20 protein-coding genes are annotated in these 21,879 nt (G+C 66.6%); 14 read left to right on the top strand and 6 right to left on the bottom strand.

The window, feature by feature from the left end; genetic code table 11:
• Nucleotides 1–318 precede the first annotated feature (318 nt).
• The 10 genes from MJ783_RS00785 to dnaB all read left to right on the top strand — a co-directional run bounded on the left by MJ783_RS00785 (nucleotide 319) and on the right by dnaB (nucleotide 10,905).
• Entirely contained in the window at nucleotides 319–720 is a 402-nt protein-coding gene (locus MJ783_RS00785) for a DUF5318 family protein (protein WP_239307943.1), read from the top strand.
• Between the two features lie 230 nt (nucleotides 721–950).
• Entirely contained in the window at nucleotides 951–3,473 is a 2,523-nt protein-coding gene (locus MJ783_RS00780; protein WP_239307942.1) for a transglycosylase domain-containing protein, read from the top strand.
• A 104-nt stretch (nucleotides 3,474–3,577) separates the two neighbouring features.
• On the top strand, nucleotides 3,578–5,449 hold the full coding sequence (locus MJ783_RS00775) for a glycosyltransferase family 87 protein (RefSeq protein ID WP_239307941.1): 1,872 nt from the start codon (nucleotides 3,578–3,580) through the stop codon (nucleotides 5,447–5,449).
• A 167-nt stretch (nucleotides 5,450–5,616) separates the two neighbouring features.
• The gene (locus MJ783_RS00770) at nucleotides 5,617–6,855 is read left to right on the top strand and encodes a hypothetical protein (RefSeq protein WP_370651388.1); all 1,239 of its coding nucleotides are present in this window, start codon (nucleotides 5,617–5,619) and stop codon (nucleotides 6,853–6,855) included.
• Nucleotides 6,856–6,914: 59 nt separating this feature from the next.
• A complete protein-coding gene (locus MJ783_RS00765; protein ID WP_239307940.1) occupies nucleotides 6,915–7,193 on the top strand; it encodes a hypothetical protein in 279 nt (92 codons plus the stop codon).
• A gap of 124 nt (nucleotides 7,194–7,317) precedes the next feature.
• Nucleotides 7,318–7,635, top strand: a complete 318-nt coding sequence (rpsF, locus tag MJ783_RS00760; protein ID WP_255720521.1) for a 30S ribosomal protein S6 — start codon at nucleotides 7,318–7,320, stop codon at nucleotides 7,633–7,635.
• 14 nt (nucleotides 7,636–7,649) lie between these two features.
• Entirely contained in the window at nucleotides 7,650–8,228 is a 579-nt protein-coding gene (locus tag MJ783_RS00755) for a single-stranded DNA-binding protein (RefSeq protein ID WP_239307939.1), read from the top strand.
• Nucleotides 8,229–8,265: 37 nt separating this feature from the next.
• Complete coding sequence (gene rpsR / locus MJ783_RS00750) at nucleotides 8,266–8,502, top strand: 30S ribosomal protein S18 (RefSeq protein WP_131749434.1); 237 nt, start codon at nucleotides 8,266–8,268, stop codon at nucleotides 8,500–8,502.
• An 11-nt stretch (nucleotides 8,503–8,513) separates the two neighbouring features.
• Nucleotides 8,514–8,960 (top strand): 50S ribosomal protein L9, encoded by a 447-nt coding sequence (gene rplI, locus MJ783_RS00745; RefSeq protein WP_239307938.1) that lies wholly within the window; start codon nucleotides 8,514–8,516, stop codon nucleotides 8,958–8,960.
• 577 nt (nucleotides 8,961–9,537) lie between these two features.
• Nucleotides 9,538–10,905, top strand: coding sequence for a replicative DNA helicase (gene dnaB, locus MJ783_RS00740; protein ID WP_239307937.1), 1,368 nt, complete (start codon nucleotides 9,538–9,540; stop codon nucleotides 10,903–10,905).
• A gap of 144 nt (nucleotides 10,906–11,049) precedes the next feature.
• Here dnaB and MJ783_RS00735 read toward each other — a convergent pair whose 3' ends face one another.
• Nucleotides 11,050–12,198 carry a HoxN/HupN/NixA family nickel/cobalt transporter gene (locus MJ783_RS00735; protein ID WP_239307936.1) on the bottom strand — a complete coding sequence of 383 codons (1,149 nt, stop codon included), beginning with the start codon at nucleotides 12,196–12,198 and terminating at the stop codon, nucleotides 11,050–11,052.
• Nucleotides 12,199–12,545: 347 nt separating this feature from the next.
• On the opposite strand from MJ783_RS00735, the gene MJ783_RS00730 reads away from it, so the two are divergent.
• From MJ783_RS00730 to ilvD, 3 genes are all read left to right on the top strand, one after another.
• Nucleotides 12,546–12,869: an antibiotic biosynthesis monooxygenase gene (locus tag MJ783_RS00730; RefSeq protein WP_239307935.1), complete on the top strand. Its 324-nt coding sequence runs from the start codon at nucleotides 12,546–12,548 to the stop codon at nucleotides 12,867–12,869.
• Nucleotides 12,866–13,216, top strand: a complete 351-nt coding sequence (locus tag MJ783_RS00725) for a hypothetical protein (RefSeq protein WP_239307934.1) — start codon at nucleotides 12,866–12,868, stop codon at nucleotides 13,214–13,216. The genes MJ783_RS00730 and MJ783_RS00725 overlap by 4 nt, the downstream gene beginning before the upstream one ends.
• Before the next feature lie 159 nt (nucleotides 13,217–13,375).
• The gene (ilvD, locus tag MJ783_RS00720) at nucleotides 13,376–15,229 is read left to right on the top strand and encodes a dihydroxy-acid dehydratase (protein WP_239307933.1); all 1,854 of its coding nucleotides are present in this window, start codon (nucleotides 13,376–13,378) and stop codon (nucleotides 15,227–15,229) included.
• Between the two features lie 61 nt (nucleotides 15,230–15,290).
• Here the strand turns inward: ilvD and egtD are convergent, their stop codons facing one another.
• From egtD to egtA, 4 genes are read right to left on the bottom strand one after another with little or no spacing between them, the layout of a single operon-like run.
• Entirely contained in the window at nucleotides 15,291–16,394 is a 1,104-nt protein-coding gene (gene egtD / locus MJ783_RS00715; RefSeq protein WP_239307932.1) for an L-histidine N(alpha)-methyltransferase, read from the bottom strand.
• A 46-nt stretch (nucleotides 16,395–16,440) separates the two neighbouring features.
• Entirely contained in the window at nucleotides 16,441–17,184 is a 744-nt protein-coding gene (gene egtC / locus MJ783_RS00710; protein WP_239307972.1) for an ergothioneine biosynthesis protein EgtC, read from the bottom strand.
• A gap of 5 nt (nucleotides 17,185–17,189) precedes the next feature.
• Nucleotides 17,190–18,611, bottom strand: a complete 1,422-nt coding sequence (egtB, locus tag MJ783_RS00705) for an ergothioneine biosynthesis protein EgtB (protein ID WP_370651387.1) — start codon at nucleotides 18,609–18,611, stop codon at nucleotides 17,190–17,192.
• Complete coding sequence (gene egtA, locus MJ783_RS00700; protein ID WP_239307930.1) at nucleotides 18,551–20,005, bottom strand: ergothioneine biosynthesis glutamate--cysteine ligase EgtA; 1,455 nt, start codon at nucleotides 20,003–20,005, stop codon at nucleotides 18,551–18,553. The genes egtB and egtA overlap by 61 nt, the downstream gene beginning before the upstream one ends.
• A 385-nt stretch (nucleotides 20,006–20,390) precedes the next feature.
• Here egtA and MJ783_RS00695 point away from each other — a divergent pair, with 385 nt between their 5' ends.
• Nucleotides 20,391–21,182, top strand: coding sequence for a nuclease-related domain-containing protein (locus MJ783_RS00695; RefSeq protein WP_239307929.1), 792 nt, complete (start codon nucleotides 20,391–20,393; stop codon nucleotides 21,180–21,182).
• A gap of 517 nt (nucleotides 21,183–21,699) precedes the next feature.
• Here the strand turns inward: MJ783_RS00695 and MJ783_RS00690 are convergent.
• Nucleotides 21,700–21,879 (bottom strand): hypothetical protein (locus MJ783_RS00690; protein ID WP_239307928.1); only part of this gene is annotated, 180 nt, incomplete at its 5' end.

The following is a 21,879-nucleotide window of genomic DNA, read 5'->3' as shown; positions in this document are numbered from 1 at the left end:
GGCTCGTCGGTCGCCACCCAACACCTCCGGTGGCTGTCTCCGTCGCCTCGCGATGCACGCACCCCAGCCCCGCTCCTTGATCCACGCTCCTATTGCCGGGCGCTCTAAGCAGTTATGATCAGAGTGTCAGACATATCGTTCCGATACATCGAGGATGCCACTTCGGGGAATCCAAGGCAACAACGGATGTCTGGTACGCAACGGCGAGATGGTCAACTGGCGGCCTGTGACACGCCGTGTTCAGGGGTTCTCCGGTACCGCTGACGCATCTGTCCGGACCGTCTGCCGAGACGCGGCATCCGGCGTACCGTTTTTGCCATGCGCCCACGGTCGGTTATCGACTACGCGCTCGCCCGGCGAGCGACGCTCGCTGATCTGCACGCGGGCAGAGTGTCGACGACGGACGTCTGTGACGCCCATCCGTACCTGCTCCGAGCGGCCAAGTACCATGGCGAGCCGGCTGCCCGGCGCTGCCCGGTCTGTCGGAACGACCCTTTGATCAACGTTACCTACACCTACGGTGACGAGCTCGGCGTGAGCTCTGGTCGGGTCCGGGCCACCAGGGACCTACCGGAGCTGGAACAACGGTTTAGCGAACTGAACGTCTATGTGGTGGAGGTCTGCACCTGCTGTGGCTGGAACCACCTGACTACGTCCTTTGTGATCGGGACCGGCCAGCCCCGCGCACGCCGAGGGAGCAGCCGGCGCACAGCTGACTAGCCGGTCAGGACCACGTGAGCGCACTTCTCCGCATGCGGCTGGCGCGGGCCGTCCCGAGGCCGCCGGTTGGCGAGCTGTCGGCAAGGTGTCCGGCCCACTGGTGACTCCGTCGTGGAAGCGGTTTTGCCGGAGGCGGTGTGGGTGCGCTCCTGAAGGACGGCGTAGCGTCTTTTGTCAGCCACCGACCATGCGGGGTCTTCTACCCCCTGTCGCGACGGACGGGACAGTCAGTGAGGCCACCCTACGATCGGGATGCGCACCCGCGCGATGACGACAACGGGCGTACCCAGATCCGCCATGCCCCGGCTGGCCGGGACCATCCCGGTCCCGACGGATGGGGCGGGGCCACCAGCAGCCTGTACGACACGACCGACCGGGCCGCGATGGACCGCATCGGCGTACGCGAGCGCACTGCCAGCTCCACCACCTACGTGCGCCGTCCCCGCCCGGATGACGTGTTCGCCACGTCGGCGGTCGAGGCCCTCGATCGGGGTGGCGACAGCCCGCCCGGCCGCGCGGGCCGCCGCGCGGCCGAGCCCACGGTCCGCAGAGGTCAGGGGAAACACGGTCCGATGTTCTGGCGAAACCGTCCTCGGTGGTTGCGTCGACTCGTCCTGCTTGGGCTGTTGTTCAGTGTGCTGATGATCGCAGCCCTGGTGGCGGTGGTCCTGGCCTTCACGAAAGTGCCGTTGCCAGCCACGGTCAACACCGCCGAACAGACGTCGGTCATCACCTACGCCGACGGCCGGACCGAGATCGCCAAGATCGGTACGGTCAACCGGACGAACGTACCGCTTTCCCAGGTGTCGGTGGACGCCCAGCACGCGGTGCTCGCCGCCGAGAACAAGAACTTCTACAGCGAACCCGGTATCTCCCCGAAGGGAATCGCTCGAGCGATCTGGGTGAACCTCCGTGGTGGTGAGATCGCCCAGGGTGGTTCTACGATCACTCAGCAGTATGCCAAGAACGCCTACCTGACCCAGGAGCGGACCTTCTCCCGGAAGTTCAAAGAGATCGCCATGGCGATCAAGATCGATCAGCAGTACTCCAAGGACGATGTGCTGGAGTTCTACCTGAACACGATCTACTTCGGGCGCGGATGCTATGGCATCGAGGCCGCTGCCAAGACCTATTTCGACAAGCCCGCCAAGGACCTCACCGCGGAGGAGGGCGCGGTCATCGCCGGGCTGATCCGTTCTCCGAACGCGCTCGACCCGAGAGTGACCCCGGTCGCCGCGGAACGCCGTTGGCACGAGGTGATCGACACGATGGTCGCCAAAGGATGGTTGGACCCGTCCCGCGCGGGTCCCGACAAGAAGCCTCCGGTGACCAAGGAACGGGACAGGTCCAACGGGCTGGCGGTCTCATCGCCGCAGGCCGCCTACATTCGTGACCAGGTCAAGGACGAATTGATCGCCGCCGGTATCACCGAGCAGCAGATCAACTTGCAGGGTCTGCGCATCCAGACCAGCATCGACCAGGGCCGCCAGACCGCCGCCTACCTCGCCGTCACGAACGTGCTCCAGAAGCCCTATGCCGCCGTGCCCGACCTGCGGACCGGGCTGGTCGCCGTCGAACCGAGCAGCGGCCGGGTACTTGCCTGGTACGGCGGTTCGATCTACGGCAAGGGCACGAACGGCCAGACCTTCTGGGAGGACAACGTCTCGGAGGCGCAGGTGCCGCCTGGGTCGACCTTCAAGCCGATCACCCTGGCCGCGGCCCTGACGCACGGCGCAAGCCTGAACTCGACCTACGAGGCCCCGGACGTGCTCAAGATCCCCGGAAACGCCGCCGATGGCAGCGGTACGTATGTCGTTCACAACGACGAGGAACACGGCAACTTCGGCTACCCCAATCTGATCAAGTCAACCGCGGAATCCATCAACACCGTGTTCGTACCGCTGGGTATCACCGCTGGAATCGACAACGTGATCTCCACCGCGCGTGCCCTCGGTGTGTCCAAGGACGTCGCGCTCACCGACGACGCCGGAGTGACCCTCGGCCGGGACGGCATCACGGCCAAGAACATGGTCGCGGTCTACAGCACCTTCGCGAATGGAGGGAAGGCCATCCCCCCGCATCTCGTCGACCGGGTCGTCGACGGTAAGGGAAAGGTTATCTACGAGGGTCCGAGGAGATCGACGAATGCTCTGTCCGCGAGCGTGACCGCGGACGTGACCTACGCTCTGCAATCGGTGATCAAGGACGGTACCGGCAAGGCCGCCCAGCTGGCCGACGGCCGTCCGGCGGCGGGCAAGACAGGTACCACCGACAACTTCCGTACCGCCTGGTTCTGCGGCTACGTGCCACAGCTGGCGGCCTGCGTGAACATGTTCCGGGGCGACGGTGGCGTCAGCAAGGCGACCGCGCTGGTCGGCATCCCCGGGGCTATGAGCGGTGTCTATGGCGGTGGTTATCCGGCCAAGGTCTGGAAGGCCTTCATGGACGGCGCGCTGAGCGGCGTAGCGCCACAGGCTTTTGCCGCACCGAAGTATGTTGGGACGGTCACGAACGCCTCACCGTCGCCGACTCCGGAGCCGACCGTCCCGCAGCTGCCTGGGCCGACATCCACAGCGGCGGTATCGATCTCCCCCACCCAGTCGCGACCGATCCCGGAAAGTTCGCCCACCGCTGGTGCGACTACCCCACCTGGGCTGGTGTCAGCGACAACGACACCAAAGGCCAAGCAGTCATCCAATAACAATAATGGTAGCAATAATAACAATATTACATTTCCGACGCCTTTTGGGTGAGTTCATGGAGCCCGACGGGCGTGCCAGTGCTGCCAGTGCGAGACGCGCCTCGCGTGGGAGGCATGCGGTCCAGGTGCGGCGTGTGGCCCGGGTGAGAATGACCCATGGCTAGCGCACGCCGGGAGACGCATCCTGGGACAGGCCCCGAAGTGTCCCGGCCGACGGCATCCCTTCGACGGGTGTGCCCGTCGAAGGAGGACCCGGTGGTTGCCGGTGCGAGCATGATCATCGGTGGCCCGCCCGGGGCACACGCCCGCATCGGTGTCGATCGGAGCTGGTGGACGCCGCTGCGGGTACTCATGGCCTTCACCGTCGCGATGTGCCTGTTGGCTTACGCCCAGAAGGCGCCCTGCCGGGACACCCGTAACTGGTCGCACGAGTACCAGTACACGCGGATGTGCTATTCGGACGTAGTCGCCCTGTACGGTCAGGAGGGGCTGGCCAACGGCAAGCGGCCCTTCCTCGACTACCCCACTGAGTACCCGCCGCTGATTGGCGCTGCCATGCAGCTCGCGTCATCGGTCGCCGGTTTCGCCTCGCCGTCGCGGCCGGTGTACCGCGATGACGCCGGCAGACAGGTCGTGGCCGGATACACGATCGACCAGCGCACGGCGACTTTTTACGATGTCACAGCCCTGCTGTTCCTGGTGGCGGCCTGCGCCACGGTGTTCTGCACGGCGCTGGCCGCGGGTCGGGCGAGGGTCTTCGACGCCGCCTTGGTCGCGCTCGCTCCCGTTTTGCTGCTCCATCTCATGACCAACTGGGACATCCTGGCGGTGGCGTTCGCCGCCGGGGGGTTGCTGGCCTGGTCACGCCGTGCGCCCACGCTCGCCGGCATCTTGATCGGGCTGGGCGCGGCGACGAAGTTCTACCCGCTGTTGTTCCTGCTGCCGCTGGCTGTGCTCACTCTGCGTGCGGGCATGCTCCGGTCCTTTGTCCGTACCCTGGTGGCCACGGTGGCGACTGCCGCGGCGGTGTGGGGGCCGCTCTGGCTGATCGCCGGGTACTTCAAGGGTGACGAGCGGGTGGGCGACAGTATCTGGGGGACGCTGTGGGCCGGTGGCGACTGGTTCGCCAGGATCGGTGGCCACTGGGGTGACGGGACGAACGCGATGTTGCGCTTCGTCGACCTCAACTCCGGGCGCGGCCCGGACTGGGACTCGCTGGCTTTCGCGACCACCTGGCTGGCCAGCTCCTTTTCGCCCCGCATGTTCGGCGCCGTCCATCTGATCATCATGCTGGTGGCCGGGATCGCGCTGGCCGCCGTCGGTTTCGCGGCGGCCTCGCGTTGGCCGGCCTGGCGACTAGTGGTCGCGCTGGCGGCGTTCACCGGATGGCTGCTGGTCGCGGTCTTGGCCCCGGTGCTACTGACCGATGTCCGAGAGCACGGCATCCCCACCGGCACGCTCAATATCGTTTCGATGGTCGTGCTGGGGTCACTTCTTCTCGGTATAGCCGCGCTGGGATGGTTCGCGCCCCGGCGGCCGCGCCTGCCCCAGCTGCTGTTTCTCACGGTTGCCGTGTTCCTGGTGACGAACAAGGTTTTCTCGCCGCAGTACACGCTGTGGCTGGTGCCGCCCGCGGCGCTGGCCCGGCCTCGCTGGCCGGCCTTCCTGGCCTGGCAGGCCAGCGAGGCTTACGTGCTGCTCACCCGTTTCCTGCACTTCGTCTACAACGACACCAACGGAGCGAGTGGGATCGACCGCGGTTGGTTCGTCAGTGCCGTCGTCATCCGCGACCTCACTCTGTGTGTGTTTGCTTCGCTGGTCATTCGCGAGATCCTGCGCCCCGAACTGGACGTGGTTCGCGTCGCGGCCGAGGCGGACGACCCGGCCGGGGGGGTACTCGACGGCTCCGCGGACCGCCGCGGCCGGCGGGCCGCGCGCGTCGCGGCGGACGCCGAACCCCGGCCTGACGACCTGGCCGTCACCCAGCCCGATCCGGGCGGGTGGGCCGCGGCTGTCGGGACCGTTTGATGGCCCTGACGTCGGGAGACCCGCTATCTGATCACTCTGGTGACGCCGCGCCGGATTCCGGTGCGGCCACGCGGTCCGGGGCCGGGCTCACGCCCGAGCCAGGCCGTGCGTCGGCTCAGGGCGCGGGCACGCCCTGGCCCGCTTTGGCCGGCACGGTCCGGTCGTGGTTGGACCGGCTCCCGGAAGCCGTCCGGGCGACCTTTCCGGTCTGGTTCGCCAGCCGGATCACGGTCATCCTGCTGTCGTTGGCCGCATCCCGGGCGCTGTCCGGTCAGCCGAGCGCTAATCTGCCGACCCTGTCGACGTTGTGGAACCGGTGGGATGTCGGGCTGTTCACCAAGGTCGCGCGTTTCGGATACGAGTCCCCGAAGTACGCTGATCACACCGAGGTGGACTTTCCCGGTTTCCCGCTCGCGATGCGACTCGCTCATCTGGTTTTTGGTGACTGGACGGTCGCGGGGATGGTGGTCTCCTTCGTCGCGGGGGCAGTGGCTGTGGCGGCCATCTGGCAGCTGCAGATCGATGACGCCGCGGCCGGACAGCTGGCCATCTCGACCGGACCGGTGGTGCCCACCGCGACCGGACCGGTGTCCGCCGGAACCGGACCGGTGTCCGCTGGCAACCGGCGCCGGACAGCTCCGGGTGGCCCGGACCGCCGCGCCGCGGACTTCGCTGTCCTCGCGCTGTTGCTGTTCCCCTACGCGGTGTTCCTCTGCGCCGGATACTCCGAGGCGATTTTTCTCGGCTTCGCCACAACGTCCTGGCTCGCCGCGCGCCGCCAGCACTGGTGGGCCGCCGGTCTGCTCGGCGCGGGAGCCGCATCGACCAGGGTCACCGGAATCCCCTTCTGCTTCGCGCTGGCGGTGCAGTATGTCGTCGGCCGGCGGCGTGCGGGCCTGCCGGTGTTCGCGCTGCCGGGACTCGCGCTCGCGCTGCCCCCGTTGCCCGTGCTCGGCTTTGTCACCTACCTCCGGGTCCGGACCGGCCGGTGGGACTCCTACGCCGAGGCGATGCGGGTCGGCTGGCACCGGGAGATCGACTGGCCGTGGGTGGGATGGCGGACGACCTGGCACGCTGCCTTCGACACGTCGCAGTCATCGGCGTTCGCCTGGTTCTGGCGCGGCGAGGTGGCCGCTGTCGTCCTCGGAGTCGTGCTGACCGTGGCGCTTGTGCGGTCCGCTCAGATAGGTGAGGCTGCCTTCGTCGGTGCCGCGACCCTGTTGATGAGCTGCTCGAACTACTTCGCCTCAGGGATCCGGACAATGCTGGTCGCTTTCCCGATGTACCTGCTGCTTGGCCGTGTCGCGATCCGGCGGCCCTGGGTGCGGCCGGCCTACAGCTGGCTGTGTGCGCCGGTCATGGCAGTCTTTGTCATTGCCTTCACCCAGGGTCAGTGGGTCGACTGAGCCCGCCTGGAGCTCCGTTCCCCAGATCTTCACCTCGCGGACAGTTGGGGAGCCTCGCTGTGGCGGTCGTCACCTGCGTCTGCCTCGCCGCGGCCCTGGGCGTGACCGTGGTTGGTGTGATCTGGCCGTCGCCTGATCGGCACCTGCGTGGCCTGCTCGTGGTGCTTGCGCTCACGGTTGTCATCGGATTGGTCAGCGCCGGGCTGCGGGTGGTCGTCGCCGCTAGGTGGTCGCCGCCGGATGCGCTGGGCGTTGACCGACGAGCCGGGGCACCCATCCATCGCGCGGCGATGGATGGGCAGCGAGCGGCGGCCCGCGGGCCGAGCCGCATCGAGTAGTGTTTGCGAGGTTGCCGCTTGTTGGCCCGCGCGTGTTCCACGTACGGGTGACCGGATACGCGGCTTGTCCTCCTGCCACGGAACTGTCCGTGGCCGCCCGAGTCCACAGGAGGTGGGTTCACCCTTGCCACGGCATTATGAACTGATGGTCATCCTTGAGCCGGATCTCGAGGAACGCACGGTCGCGCCGTCTCTGGACCAGTATCTGACCGTCGTCCGCTCCAGCGGCGGCGTCGTCGAGAAGGTTGATGTCTGGGGCCGGCGCCGGCTGGCCTACGAGATCCGCAAGAGCTTTGAGGGCATCTACGCCGTCATCGACCTGTATTCCGAGCCGGCGGTGGTCGCCGAGCTCGACCGCCAGCTCGTTCTCAACGAATCGGTGATCCGTACCAAGGTGATCCGGCTTCCCGAGAAGAAGCCTCGACGTAAGATCGCGGCCTGAGGGGATTTGGTTTCATGGCCGGCGAAACAGTTGTCACGGTAGTCGGAAACCTGACGAACGACCCTGAGCTTCGGTTCACGCCCAACGGCGCCGCGGTCGCCAGCTTCACCGTGGCCTCGACGCCGCGGACCCTCGACCGGACCACCAACGAGTGGAAGGACGGGGACGCGCTGTTCCTGCGCTGTTCCATCTGGCGGCAGGCCGCGGAGCATGTTGCCGAGTCGCTGCAGAAGGGCGCCCGGGTCATCGTGCAGGGCCGGCTCAAGCAGCGGAAGTGGACCGACCGTGAGGGTAACGAGCGCATCTCGGTCGAGCTGGACGTCGAGGAGATCGGTCCCTCGCTGAGGTACGCCACCGCGAAGGTCGTCAAGGCCAGTCGCGGTGGCGGCGGTGGGTATGGCGGGCCGGCCGCTGGCCCTGCTGGCGGCTATGGCGGGCCACCGCAAGCGTCCGGCGGGCCTGCCGGGCCTGCCGGAGCTGGTGGCTACGGCGCCCCCGTTCCCGCTGGTGGCGGCTCGGGCTACGGCGGTGGCGCCGTTGACGACCCGTGGTCCGCGCCCGCCGGAGCCTACTCCGAGGAACCCCCGTTCTAGGGGCCGGTCAAACCCACAGACATATTAGGAGCGCACGATGGCCAAGGCGGCCGTGCGCAAACCGAAGAAGAAGGTTTGCGCGTTCTGCAAGGACAAGAGTGACTACATCGACTACAAGGACACCTCGCTGCTGCGGAAGTTCATCTCTGACCGCGGTAAGATCCGTGCCCGGCGAGTCACCGGCAACTGCAGTCAGCATCAGCGTGACGTGGCGATCGCGGTGAAGAACAGCCGCGAGATGGCGTTGCTGCCTTACACCTCGACGGCTCGCTGAGGAGCATGGCGATGAAGCTGATCCTCACTCAGGAGGTACCCGGCCTCGGTAGCCCCGGTGACACGGTCGACGTCGCTGGCGGCTACGGGCGTAACTACCTCATCCCCCGTCGGTACGCGATCGTGGCGACGCGGGGTGCCGAGAAGCAGATCGCTCAGATCCGCCGGGCCCGCTCGGCCCGGCAGGTCCGGGACCTCGGGCATGCCAAGGAGATTGCCGGCCAGCTTTCCAGCCTGTCCGTCCAACTGGTGAGCCGGGCGGGTAAGGAAGGCCGGTTGTTCGGCTCGGTGACGGCAGCGGACGTGGTGGCGGCGGTCGCCGCGGCAGGCGGTCCGGACCTGGACCGCAGGCGGGTGGAGCTACCGAAGCCGATCAAGTCACTAGGTGCCCACACGGTTTCGGTGCACCTGCATTCGGACGTCGTCGCGACCGTCCGTCTGGACGTCATCTCTGCCTGAGAAGATCTGTCTGAGAAGATCAAGGCAGGTTTGAAGCAGGCGGCTTGGGTGACCACGGTGTTGGCTGCTGGCCGCTGGATCGGTCGGTTGATGTTACATCGTGGTCACCCTTCGTGCTGTTGTTCTCTGTCGGCGCCAGATCCATTGTTGATCTTCGGGGGCACGAGGCACACGATGATCGAATTCTGGATTTCTTCTGTCCACAGGCGGTGGATGGCGCCCATGCCCACCAGGCCGTGACTTCGGCTTGGACGATCTGTCCTTCAGTTGGTTATCCACAGCTTCAGGGGACTTGTCCTGATGCTGTCCCCAAGACTTTCGGTCTTATCCACAGGTCTTATCCACAGTTCCTGTGGATAACTATTTGGGCTCCTGGAGCGCACCCCCGTACAGTCGGCGCCGCTGGCTGGACTGTTCCCTGGGGTTGGCCGGTCGGCTGGGTGTGGCTGCTGGGCGGAGGGCGGAGGATTGACAGAACCATCTCGACCGTCGAACATATGTTCGACGGTCGAGATGCTCGAAGCGGTGGTTGCGACACAAGCGGCGGTCACGACAAGGCGCATGGCAGGGGGTGGTCATGACACTGACCGATATTGACCGCGCTCGGAGTGGTGCGGGCGGGTCGGTCGACTTCGATCGCATCCCACCTCATGATCTTGCTGCTGAGCAGAGCGCGCTGGGCGGCATGCTGTTGTCGAAGGACGCGATCGCGGACGTCGTGGAGGTACTCGCCGCGGGTGACTTCTATCGGCCCGCGCACGGCACGGTCTACGGCGTCATCGGCGACCTGTACGGCCGTGGTGAGCCGGCTGACGTCATCAGCGTCGCGGCCGAACTCGGCCGGCGGGAGCTGCTTGAGCGGGTGGGTGGGCCGGCATACCTGCACACCCTCATCTCAAGTGTGCCGACGGCGGCAAATGCCGGCTATTACGCCCGCATCGTCGCGGAGAAGGCTGTTCTGCGTCGCCTGATGGAGGCCGGCACCCGTATCGTCCAGCTCGCCTTCGGCCCCGCGCAGGACGTCGACGAAATCGTCGACCGTGCTCAGGCCGCCGTCTACGAGGTCACTGAACGTCGTTCGAGTGAGGACTACGCGCCCCTCGGTGAGCTGCTCAATCCCGCTTTGGAGGAGATCGAAGCCATCCAGGGGCACAACGGGTCACTGACCGGGGTTCCCACCGGCTTCAATGACTTGGACGAGCTGACCAATGGGCTGCACGGTGGCCAGTTGTGGATCATCGCGGCCAGGCCCGCCGTCGGGAAGTCGACCCTCGGTCTAGATCTTGCCCGAGCCGCGTCGATCCGTAACAGCATGACATCTGTGATCTTTTCGCTCGAGATGAGCCGGATGGAGATCACCATGAGATTGCTGTCGGCGGAGGCACGGGTATCGCTTCAGAGCATCCGTACCGGCCGCCTCACCGACGAGGACTGGGCCCGCCTCGCCCGCCGGATGGGCGAGGTCGCCGACGCTCCCCTGTTCATCGACGACAGCCCGCACCTGACCATGATGGAGATCCGGGCGAAGGCCCGGCGGCTCAAACAGCGCAACGACCTACGGATGATCGTCCTTGACTACCTGCAGCTGATGTCGTCGCCGAAGCGAACCGAAAACCGTCAGCAGGAGGTCAGCGAGATATCGCGTTCGCTGAAACTTCTTGCCAAGGAACTCGATGTCCCGGTGGTGGCGATCTCCCAGCTGAACCGCGCCTCGGAACAGCGTGCGGACAAGCGTCCGCAGATCTCCGACCTTCGCGAGTCGGGGTCGCTGGAGCAGGACGCGGACGCCGTGATCCTTCTTTATCGGGAGGATACGGTGGAGAAGGAGTCAGCCCGTGCGGGCGAGGCCGATCTGATCGTCGCCAAGCATCGTAACGGCCCGACCGGCACCGTCACCGTCGCTTTTCAGGGCCACTACTCCCGTTTTGTCGACATGGCCAGTTGAGCGGGAGCAAAGATCTGGACCGATGCCCGCGCGCGGCCACGTGCCGTAGGTAGCGGGATGGTGTGAAAATCAAGCACCCGAACAGTGTTCGCCGAGTCGTGCATCTCGTATCGGCGGTCGCGCCAGCGGCCGGGTCGTGGAGGTTCAGCCCGCGGGCTCGGCCTGGGCGCCGTCACGGAGGCCGGCGGACCATTTCTCCTCGATGCGGCCGTACTTCCACACCAGCAGCGCGATGACCCAGGTGGCGACGAACAGGCCGACGATGAAGTAGCCGACGATGTTCAGGTCCAGATGTGAGATCCAGTCCCAGAAGCCGCCGGTGAGCTTGGCCTTTTCGGCGAGGATGCCGAGCAGTTCGATGCTGCCGATGATGAAGGCGACCGTGACGGACAGACCGGTGATGGCGATGTTGTAGTAGACCTTGCGGACCGGTTTGGAAAACGCCCAGCCATAGGCGAAGTTCATGAACGAGCCGTCGATGGTGTCGAGCAGGCTCATGCCGGCGGCGAACAGGATGGGCAGTACCAGGATCGCGTACCAGGGCAGCCCGGCGCCGGCGGCACCGGCGGCGAGGAAGAGCAGGGCGACCTCGGTGGCGGTGTCGAAACCGAGGCCGAACAGGACGCCGAGCGGGTACATCTGCCACGACTGGGTGATCGCGTTGGTGAAGCGGCCAAGGAAACGGTTCATCAGCCCGCGGGAGTTGAGCTGTTCCTCCAGCCTGGCTTCGTCGTACTCGCCGCGGCGCATGTCGCGGAACACCCTCACGATGCCGACGAGGATGACCAGGTTGATGCTGGCTATGACGTAGAGGAAGCCACCGGAGACGGTGGTGCCGATCCAGCCGGTGACGTCGTGCAGGGCTGAACCGTCGTCGGAGACCTCACTGGCAAGCGAGCGCACACCGATGCTGAACAGAAAGGCCAGGGCGAACACGATCGTGGAGTGGCCGAGCGAGAAGAAGAAGCCGACCGACATGGGCCGCTGACCGTCGGCCATCAGCTTACGGGTGGTGTTGTCGATCGCGGCGATGTGGTCGGCGTCGAAGGCATGCCGCAGGCCAAGGGTGTAAGCGGTCAGACCCAGTCCGACGCCGAACACCTGGCTGTGAGTGCCGAAGCGGTAGTGGTGCGGGGCGATGACCGCGACAAGGGTGAACCAGCCGATGACATGCAGCCCGACGATGACCGCGGTCATGCCCGCGATCGTCGCCCACTCCCGCGGGCCGAGCGCCTGGCGAATCCGCTCGTACAGCGGTACGGCTTTCGACACGGTGCCGGCATCCACAGTCATGATCTTTCCCCTTGCGTTCGCGGCCTCGCCGCGGCCCCGCCGTTTTCCGTTCCGGCTCTGCCGGCCAGGCAGCGGGGGCAGGCGGGCGGACGGGTCGGTCGACGGTAACCAGCACAGATAGTCTTTTGCAAGACTTTTGCAGTCGCTTGATTATTGCGGTCTTGTCTGCCGCGTGCCGCGGTGGGTGCGAAGGTGGGCGCTCTGCTGGCTGAGCGCGGTCCCGCTTGACGATGAAGGCGGTTGTCGGGGCCGGGTGCGGACGTGCCGAACAGGTGGCGGCTCCCCCGCCGTCGCCGGGATGCCCAACGGATGTTCCCAGGCGTAACGCGCATGCCAGACTTGCGTTCATGACCGCTCCCGAAAACGCCTCGGATGCTGCGCCGGTGCTGGAGGTCGCGCGCTTCGATGTCACGCCCGGTGAGGAGGCGAAGTTCATCGATGCCTACCGCTCGGTCGTCGCTGAGCTCGCTACCTGCCCTGGCTGCCGGTCGGCGCGGATGACCCGCGGAGTTGAGTCACCGTCGCGGTTCGTTCTGCTGGTCGAGTGGGAGAACCTCGATGCGCATGTGGTGACCTTCCGGGAGTCCGCTCGCTTCGTCCGCTGGCGTGCGGCTTTGGGCTCCTTCTTCGCGCAGCCGCCTACCGTGGAACATGTGACCGACCTGCCGTGAGCACCTTCGTCAACTACTTCCTCTTCGCCCCGGTGTTCGCGACGTTCTTCGGCATCCTGGGGCGGACGATCCCCGCGATGTTGTTCCGGGCTGCCGTGCCCCGTCGCCGGATCGGCGTGTACAGCCTGTTCCGCACTGGATACGTCATTGTGGGCGTTGTGAGCTTGTTTCTGTTCGCGGTCGGGACGCAGCTGAGCCAGCGGCTCGTGGAACCCGACGGTCAGGTGCGCTTCGTGGCTACCGCACGCGAGCACGATGTCGCCCCGCTGCTGGGTACGGTCGCGTCCTTCGCCATCGTGTGGTTAGCCCGGCGGGAGTGGTTGCGCCGGCACAACAACCGATACTGATACCCTGCGGCGGGCGGGCCTGATCCGTGAACGGTGGCGTCGGCGGCCAGTCAGCCCGGCGTTATGCCTGGCCGGGATGGGTAGGCCGCCGTGAGCGTGCTCGGCTCCGCTCCTGCGGGCCCGTGCGCGACCCGCTCGATCAGCTGCGAGGACTACCCGATGCCTGCTCTGCGTTCCCGAACCACCACTCACGGCCGTAACATGGCCGGCGCTCGTGCCCTGTGGCGTGCCACCGGTATGACGGACAGTGATTTTGGTAAGCCGATCGTGGCGATCGCGAACAGCTTTACCGAGTTCGTCCCCGGCCATGTGCACCTGCGTGACCTCGGCCGCATCGTGTCGGACGCGGTCGCGGAGGCCGGCGGCGTGGGACGGGAGTTCCACACGATCGCGGTGGACGACGGCATTGCCATGGGCCACGCTGGGATGCTCTACTCCCTGCCGTCCCGAGAGATCATCGCGGACAGTGTCGAATACATGGTCAACGCGCACTGCGCGGACGCGCTCGTCTGTATCTCGAACTGCGATAAGATCACACCGGGGATGCTGCTGGCAGCGTTGCGGCTGAACATCCCAACCGTGTTCGTGTCCGGTGGTGCGATGGAGTCCGGTCGGGCGGTTGTCACCGACGGTGTTGTCCGGTCCGGTCTGGACCTCATCTCCGCCATTGCCGCGTCAGTGGACACCACGGTCGACGACGCCGAGCTGGACGCTGTGGAACGCTCGGCGTGCCCGACCTGCGGGTCGTGTTCGGGCATGTTCACCGCCAACTCGATGAACTGCCTGACCGAGGCGCTTGGGCTCGCCCTGCCCGGCAACGGCTCCACCCTCGCCACCTCCGCTGCCCGCCGCCACCTGTTCGTCCAGGCCGGGCGGACCGTTGTGGACCTGGCGAAGCGGTGGTACGACAAGGACGACGACAGTGTCCTGCCACGTTCGATCGCGACCCGCTCCGCGTTCGCCAACGCCTTCGCCGTGGACGTGGCCATGGGCGGTTCGACCAACACCGTCCTGCACCTGCTGGCCGCCGCGGTCGAGGCCGGAGTGGACATCACCCTGGACGACATCGACGAGATCTCCCGGACGGTGCCGTGCCTGTGCAAGGTGGCGCCGAGCTCCGAGTACCACATGGAGGACGTCCACCGAGCCGGTGGCATACCGGCCATCCTCGGTGAGCTCGACCGGGCCGGACTGCTGCGCCAGGATGTTCACACGGTCCACGCGGCAAGCCTGGCGGAGTTTCTCACCCACTGGGACGTCCGCCGGCCGGACCCGTCCGGACAGGCGGTGGAACTCTTCCACGCGGCACCGGGCGGAGTGCGCACGATCGAGCCGTTCTCCTCGGTCAACCGCTGGGAGTCGCTGGACACCGATGCCGGCTCGGGCTGCATCCGCGACGTCGCGCACGCCTACTCCGCGGATGGCGGCCTCGCGGTGCTGCGCGGGACGCTCGCACCGGACGGCGCCGTGCTCAAGACCGCCGGGGTGGAGGCCGGGCGGCTGACCTTCCGCGGCCCCGCGCTGGTCCTGGAAAGCCAGGAGGACGCGGTGGACGCAATCCTGTCCGGGCGGGTCCACCCAGGTGATGTGCTGGTCATCCGTTATGAGGGCCCGCGGGGCGGTCCGGGCATGCAGGAGATGCTGTACCCGACCACGTTCCTGAAAGCGCGTGGCCTCGGGCCGGCCTGCGCGCTGGTTACCGATGGGCGGTTCTCCGGCGGGTCCGCGGGTCTGTCCATCGGGCATGTGTCGCCTGAGGCCGCCCACGGCGGCACGATCGCGTTGGTTCGTGACGGCGACATCATCGAGATCGATATTCCGTCCCGCCGGCTGGACCTGCTGGTGGACGCGGTCGAGTTGGCTGCGCGGCGGGCGGCCCTGATGGCGTCCGGCGGTTTCCGGCCGGTGGACCGGGTGCGTCCGGTGCCGGCCGCGCTGCGGGCCTATGCCGCGATGGCGACTTCGGCATCGACTGGTGCGGCTCGTGACGTCTGCCTGGTCGACCGCGGCTGACAGGCTCCGCTGATCCTGTTCGCACTGATCCTGTTCGCACTGACCCCGTCCGGTGACGGGGTCAGGCCGGGACGCAGAGAGAAAGCGCGAAATCGTCGGCTGGGTCGGTCCACCAGCGGACCATGGCCAGACCCACGGCCGCGAACTCGGCGGTGAGCCCATCTCTGGTGAACTTGGCGCTGATTTCGGTACGCATCTGCTCGTTCTCGGCGAAGGACACCGACAGGTCGAGCGCGCCGATCTGGATCTGCTGGTCCCGCACGGACCGCAGCCGCATCTCGATCCAGGAATTGGCAGCGTCCCAACAGACCACGTGGGCGAACCCCCGCGGGTCGAAGTCCGCGTCGAGTTCGTGGTTGATGACCGACAGGACATTGCGGTTGAACGCGGCCGTGACGCCGGCACTGTCGTCATAGGCGGCGACCAGCCGGTCGGGATTCTTGGCCAGATCGGTCCCGAGCAGCAGCGTGTCGCCCTCGTTGAGCTGGGCACGCAGGCTGGTCAGGAAGTCGTGCCGCTGGGCCGGAGCGAGGTTACCGATCGTCCCGCCGAGAAAGACGACCAGCCGACGGTTGGCACCAGGTAGCCGGTCGATGCCGGGCAGCAGATCAAGGTGACGCTCGAAATCACCCACAACCGCGTGGATGGTCACCCCTGGGTACTCGTCGCGGACAGCGATGGCGGCTCGGGAGAGCACCGTTTCATCCACATCAAAGGGGACGAACCTGCGCAGGTGGCCGCTGTGGCGCAGCGCGTCGAGCAGCAGGCGGGTCTTTGCCGAGGTTCCGGAGCCGAGCTCGATGAGGGTGTCTGCCCGCGACATGGCGGCGATCTCCTGGACGCAACCGGTCAGGATGGCCCGTTCGGCGCGGGTCGGATAGTACTCGGGCAGACGGGTGATGGCATCGAAGAGCATGCTTCCGGTGGCGTCGTAGAACCACTTGGGCGGCAGCTCCTTCGGGTCCGCCGTCAGTCCAGCCCTGACGTCGGCCGCGAGCGCCGCGGCGCGGTCGGATGCGGCGAGATGCCGGTCGACGACGATTCTCGGGTCGGTACCGGTCGCGGCGATACCGACCCGAGAATCGATACCGGTACCGAGAACAGAACCGACATTGGAACCGGCATCGGAACCGATATCGGTGACATCGGTACTGGATGCTGTCATGGATGCAACCTCCGGGAGCGCTTTTACAACCGAGAGTAATCGAATTCTAGATCAAATTACTAATGGTTACATCCCGTGTGTCGGTGGTCAACAATTGATGGTCGTCAAGATCGACCCATTCGTTCGAGTCGTCGCTGGGCTCACTGGCCACGTCCATCCCTATGTCGTCCCCGTCCGTGGATACCCGGTAGGACAGCGTTTCACCCCAGGTAGTAGCGACGAGCTGGCTACCATCGGTGGCCAGCAGATTGAGCCGGGCGGCACCGTCGGCGCGGCCCGCGGCGACGACCACCTCCGCTACGGCGGCGGCGAGGCTCACGCCAGCGGCCAACCGCTGCCAGACCGCGGCGGCCAGCAGCGCGGAGTCGCAGCGCGAGTCAGGAGCCGGGGCGCCCCTGGTCCAGTCGAGCATGCTCATCAGCACGTCGACGTCCACCCGTCCGTTATGGCTGAGCAGATAGCGGCCATACGCATAGGGTGCGGTCGCCGTCTCCTCGATCGGCATCCCCACGGTGGCGTTGCGAACCGCGCCCAGCACGCAGCCTGAGTTGACCACGCCAGCGAACGAGGCGAACGAGGCGTCAGTCCAGATGGGGACCGCCCGCCGGTAGCGCGCCGGCTCGGTCCGCAGCGTGGGGACGTACCAGCCGACGCCGAAGCCGTCGGCGTTGATCTTCCCATGCAGCATCCGTCGTGGCATCCACGCCTGGCGCAGCAGACTGTGCGGCGGATCGCGAAGGAGCGAGGTCAGTGTCCGTGGTGTCCCGAGCCAGGCCATATGACGACACACCCGCATCAGCCTTCCATCTCGGCGTCGCGGGCGAGGCGGAAGCCGGTGAAGATCTGGCGACGGATCGGGTGGTCCCAGTTGCGGAAGGTTGACCGGATGGCGCTGTGGTGGGTGGCCCAGGACCCGCCGCGCAGCACCTTGTAGGCGTTCGGGGACGTCCGGGGGAAGAACACCTCGCTGTACTCGCGGTACGGGAATGCGGTGAATCCCGGATAACCCGTGAAATCGCTGGCTGTCCACTCCCACACGTCACCGATCATCTGTTCGACGCCGTACGCGCTGGCTCCGGCCGGGTACGCCCCAAGTAGCGCCGGACGGGACGCGGCATGGTCCAGGTTGGCCTGTTCCGGCGTCGGGCCGCTGTCCCCCCAGGGAAAACGCCGCGAACGCCCGGTGACGGGATCGTGCGCGCAGGCCTTTTCCCACTCCGCTTCCGTGGGCAGCCGCCGACCGGCCCAGCGCGCGTGCGCCTGCGCTTCGTACCAGCACACATGCTGTACGGGTTCATCCATCGGGACGGGTTCCTCGCGGCCGAAACGGCGCCGCACCCAGCTCTTTCCCTCCTGGCGCCAGAACTCCGGCGCCCGCAGGCCCGCTTCGCATCGCCAGGCCCAGCCCGACGCCGACCACAGGCGTTCATCGTCATAGCCACCGGCGTCGATGAACGCCACCTGCGCCGCGTTCGACACCGGCAACGTGTCGATGAAGAACGCGGGGACATACACCCGGTGCGCGGGCCGTTCGTTGTCGTAGGCCCAGGCATGTCCGGGCGTGTCGCCGTTGGTGCCCATCGTGAACTCGCCGGCCGGCACCAGCATCTCTGGCGCTGGTGCCGGCCGCCCGGCCGGTGGAACCCGGGCCGGGCCGGCGTCACCGATGACCGGAGGACCCACCCGGAGCTGATGGGTGGCCAACATCGTCTCGTCATGCTGGTGCTCGTGCTGGAGCACGAGTCCGTAGACGAAGCCGCCCGCCAGCAGCGCGGGACGCGCGAGCGGCCCGCGCAGGGCGTCCGGGGCGAGGCGTTCCAAGCCGTCAAGGACATTGCCGCGGACCTCGGCCAGATAGGAACGAGCCTGTGCCGGGTCGAGCAGCGGCAGGGCAGGCCGGTCCGCCCGAGCATGACGGAACGCGTCGTACAGGTGGTCGATGCCCGGCCGCAGCGGTTGCCGCCCCGCTGCTGTCCGCAGCAGCCACAACTCTTCGTAGTTGCCGACATGGGCGAGGTCCCAGACCAGGGGCGACATCAGTGGTGAGTGCTGGCGCCACAGGTCGGCATCGTCAAGATCGGTGTAGGCCAGGCTCCGCGTCCTGCTGTCCGCGAGCGCCTGGGCGATATCCGCCGGTCGTGGGCCTTCTTCTGCTGTCACAGTGCGATCACATCCGTGGTAGTGGGTTCCGCGACCTGTGTCGTTGCCTGTGGGCATCCATCGTTCCCAGGGGCCCTGTTGTTATTTTCGATCATGTTCCGATCGATCTCGGCGCGCAGCAGACCAGCCGGCCCGACCTCGGCCAGCCGGTCGATGAGATCGTCGGCGGGGCAGCGTCCCGGCTCCACGTAGGCGTCGAAATACGCGTCGACGGCCGTGAGGAGGGACGTTGCGGCGCCCATGCGGCCAAGAGCGTCGCGGGCCGCGCCCGCGCATGCCCTGGCGGCCTTGTGCAGCGCTGCGTCACGCAGCCCCCGCAACGCAGCCGTGGCCCACTCGTGGGCGACGGGCAGGCATACGTCGGCCGCGATGTCAGCGGCACGTGCATCGTCGAGCAGGGCGGTGGTGACGGCGACCACCACCGGCCAGTTCCCCGCCGGGGTGGCGTCGAGGTAACGCAGTTCCAGCCAGCCACGTGGGCGCACCGGTGGGAACACAGTGGTCGCATGGTAAATCAGATCTCTTACTGTCGGTATCCGTGGCAGCTGGCTATCGCCAGCCACCCACTCGCCAAACGTCGTCGCGGCAGGGGGCTGTTGGAATCCGCCGTCGGGATCCCGCAGCAGCATGACCCTCGCCGCCAGGAGGTAGTCCGCCCAGGCTGCCGCCGGATCGGGTTGGTGAGCGGTCGCCACCGGCCGGGTCCGGCTCCGGTCGATCTTCGACCACAGTGCCTGCCGGGTGGAGCGGTAGCCGGTGGCTATCCCCGCCAGCATCGGGGAGGCTGCGAACATGGCCACCAGAGCCGGGCCCAGGGTGTGTGCCAGCTCGAATCGCCCGGGCCACTGGGCCGTGCTGCCCGCGTCCAGGTTGACCTGGACGGATGCGGTAGAGCACATCATCATCATGCCCGCTGACCCGCCGCCGGCTTGGAAGTACCGTTCCATTGCCTGGTAACGGGACGTCGTGAGATGCCGATGCGGTGGCCGGAGGGGGTCGGTGCCCATCCCGACGAGCGCGAGGCCGGCGCCGGTGAGCATCGACCGGATCCGGGCGAGGTCGGCGGCCGTTCGCGCCAGGGCGTCGGAAAGCGGCAGCGGCGGAGCTGACAGCTCAAGCTGGCCACCGGGTTCGAAGGTGATCCGGGTACCGCCCGGCAGGGTCGTATGTCCTGGGACGCCGGTTGCCCCGTTGGATGGACTGTCCCGATGATCAGGTGAGCTGCCGGCCGCGGCGTCCGTGAGCGCCGCCATCGTTCGGGCGGGGGGCACTGGGCGTGACACGGACTCGGTGTCGACGACGAACCACTCGGTCTCGATGCCGACGCTTCCCGGTGGCTGATCGGTCAGGCAGGTCAGGCGTGCGTAGCGATGGACATCGGCCGCTGACCGGATCGCGTCGTCGGTGCCATATTGATCTTCTTGTGGCTTCCCTGACTGTGTCCGTGTCATGAACCCTCCAGGTCCGGACCGGCCAGCTGTCGCTGGCCGCGGGTCGGTGCGGGTCGCTGCTGTGCCGTTACGTCGTAGCCCGATACAGCCGCGCGGGAGCTCGACCTTCAGGGTTCCCCGGGCCTTGGCCACACGCAAGGATGTGGAATGGTGGTCACTGTGTAACTGATTTGTTGTGGCGGCCGGTGATGGCCTTGCGGCACGCTCCGTGATGGTTGACGCGCGCGTCCAGCCCGCGGCGCTGTGACTGGTCGGCGCTTGGCCGGTTTGTCTACAGCGGAGGTGAGGGGTCTTGCGCCACGCGGGCCGGTTTGGCCGTCATCTGGTCGGCCGGAAGACGATGATGACCGGGGCGTCACATGGACAATGGCCAGGTCGCTCGGCCATGGCGGAGTATCTGCGCTGCCGGCAGCTCTACGCGGTCGAACGTAAAGACCGGGTAGGCAGGGCGGCGGCGATCGCCGGTGTGGTTGCCGCCCTCGCCACGATTGTGGTCAGCGTGTTCGGCGCACTGCTGAGTCTGGCCGTATCTTTGATAGTGCAACTAGTTATCTGTTTTGTTATGCTTGTGCTGGTTGTCGCGGCAGTCCGGTTCTATCGCTCCCCGCCGGAAATCGAGTCGTGGCGGGAGGACGCCGAAGCCGAACGGCGTACCGCACGCGCGCTTGAGCGGCTCACCCGCGCCGGGTACACCGTCCTTCATGATCGATCTCTTGCTGGTTCCGCCAGCAATATCGATCATCTGGTCATCGGACCATCCGGACCGTGGCTGGTCGAGACGGACGCGCACCGTGGGCCGTTCCGGCAGAACCGGGCCGGGCTGTGGGCGGGTCGGGTGCCATTGCAGCCCATGATCGAAATGGTTGCCTGGATGGGTACAGAAATTACCGATCAGCTGGCCGCTGAACTGCCGGAGGGCTGGCAGGTCACGGTCCAACCGGTCGTCGCGTTCTCGCGTGCCGCGCCGCCCCATGGACTCGCTGTGTTCGACGATGTCGTATTGCTGCCGGTAGCGGGGGTCGCTGATTACATCCTCACAGCCGGTGTTCTTCTCAAGCCGTTGGACGTCGCCATGCTGGTGGACGCCGCCGAGCGGGTGTTTCCGTCCTATCCGGTGAACGGCCCGGCGCAGACCTGGCCGGCCAGGTCCAGGTTGCGGGGCCTGCTGCGGCGTTGACGCCCTGCGCTGGCCAGCGCCGCCCTGCGCCGGCCCCGCGGCGATGTTGGTTACCTGAAGGCCATACGCCGCATGGTTGCCCGAAGGCCGGTGATCCCCTGATATCGTCAGCGGCCGGGCAGGGGTTTTTGGATGTTGACCGGGCCGGTGCGGTGTGAGCTTTCACCGGCTGACACAAGCCGGATAGCCCGCAGTTCCGTCCCGGGCCTGCTGGGGCCTGCTGGGGCCTGGTCGGGCTGCCAGACGATGATGGGGCTTGCTGGCGGCGACGGGATACCTTCACCGCGGTGTTGTGCCCACGGCTGTATACCGTCGCCGGACCACATCCCAGCTGGACGTTTGCGAGGTCAATGAGTTCGTGGCCGGTGGGTGCGAGCGCTGAACTACACCTGGAATGGTTGTGGTATCGATACCGCTGGAATGCCGCTCGGTGTGGCCGAAATAGTATTCACGCCAATGGTGAAAAATTAGGAATAGACGATTGGCCGGGCGTGCAGTAAGCTTTTGAGCAGGCCAGTCACTCCCTATTTCTGAGGCGCGGGCGAAGGGTGCGGAAATGGGTAAGAGAATACTTGTTCTGGATGCTGATGGAGAGCTTCTGGGAAAGTTCGCCGACACTTACACGGCACACCTGTGGAGCCATTACAGGATTCTCGCTCCCGGCTTCGATGGACATGTCGAAGTATTCGATCCGCAC

Source organism: Protofrankia sp. Cj3, from assembly GCF_917627355.1.
GTDB lineage: Bacteria > Actinomycetota > Actinomycetes > Frankiales > Frankiaceae > Protofrankia.
This window is presented reverse-complemented; position numbering and strand designations above follow the sequence as displayed.

Bases quoted from the DNA above. Each gene is read 5' to 3' on its own strand.
- egtB (WP_370651387.1), bottom strand. From the start codon at position 18,611: ATGCCCACAGGCAACGACACAGGTCGCGGAACCCACTACCACGGATGT.
- MJ783_RS00735 (WP_239307936.1), bottom strand. From the start codon at position 12,198: ATGACTGTGGATGCCGGCACCGTGTCGAAAGCCGTACCGCTGTACGAG.
- egtD (WP_239307932.1), bottom strand. From the start codon at position 16,394: ATGACAGCATCCAGTACCGATGTCACCGATATCGGTTCCGATGCCGGT.
- ilvD (WP_239307933.1), top strand. From the start codon at position 13,376: ATGCCTGCTCTGCGTTCCCGAACCACCACTCACGGCCGTAACATGGCC.
- MJ783_RS00785 (WP_239307943.1), top strand. From the start codon at position 319: ATGCGCCCACGGTCGGTTATCGACTACGCGCTCGCCCGGCGAGCGACG.
- MJ783_RS00730 (WP_239307935.1), top strand. From the start codon at position 12,546: ATGACCGCTCCCGAAAACGCCTCGGATGCTGCGCCGGTGCTGGAGGTC.
- MJ783_RS00695 (WP_239307929.1), top strand. From the start codon at position 20,391: ATGGCGGAGTATCTGCGCTGCCGGCAGCTCTACGCGGTCGAACGTAAA.
- MJ783_RS00775 (WP_239307941.1), top strand. From the start codon at position 3,578: ATGGCTAGCGCACGCCGGGAGACGCATCCTGGGACAGGCCCCGAAGTG.
- dnaB (WP_239307937.1), top strand. From the start codon at position 9,538: ATGACACTGACCGATATTGACCGCGCTCGGAGTGGTGCGGGCGGGTCG.
- egtA (WP_239307930.1), bottom strand. From the start codon at position 20,005: ATGACACGGACACAGTCAGGGAAGCCACAAGAAGATCAATATGGCACC.
- rplI (WP_239307938.1), top strand. From the start codon at position 8,514: ATGAAGCTGATCCTCACTCAGGAGGTACCCGGCCTCGGTAGCCCCGGT.
- rpsR (WP_131749434.1), top strand. From the start codon at position 8,266: ATGGCCAAGGCGGCCGTGCGCAAACCGAAGAAGAAGGTTTGCGCGTTC.
- MJ783_RS00755 (WP_239307939.1), top strand. From the start codon at position 7,650: ATGGCCGGCGAAACAGTTGTCACGGTAGTCGGAAACCTGACGAACGAC.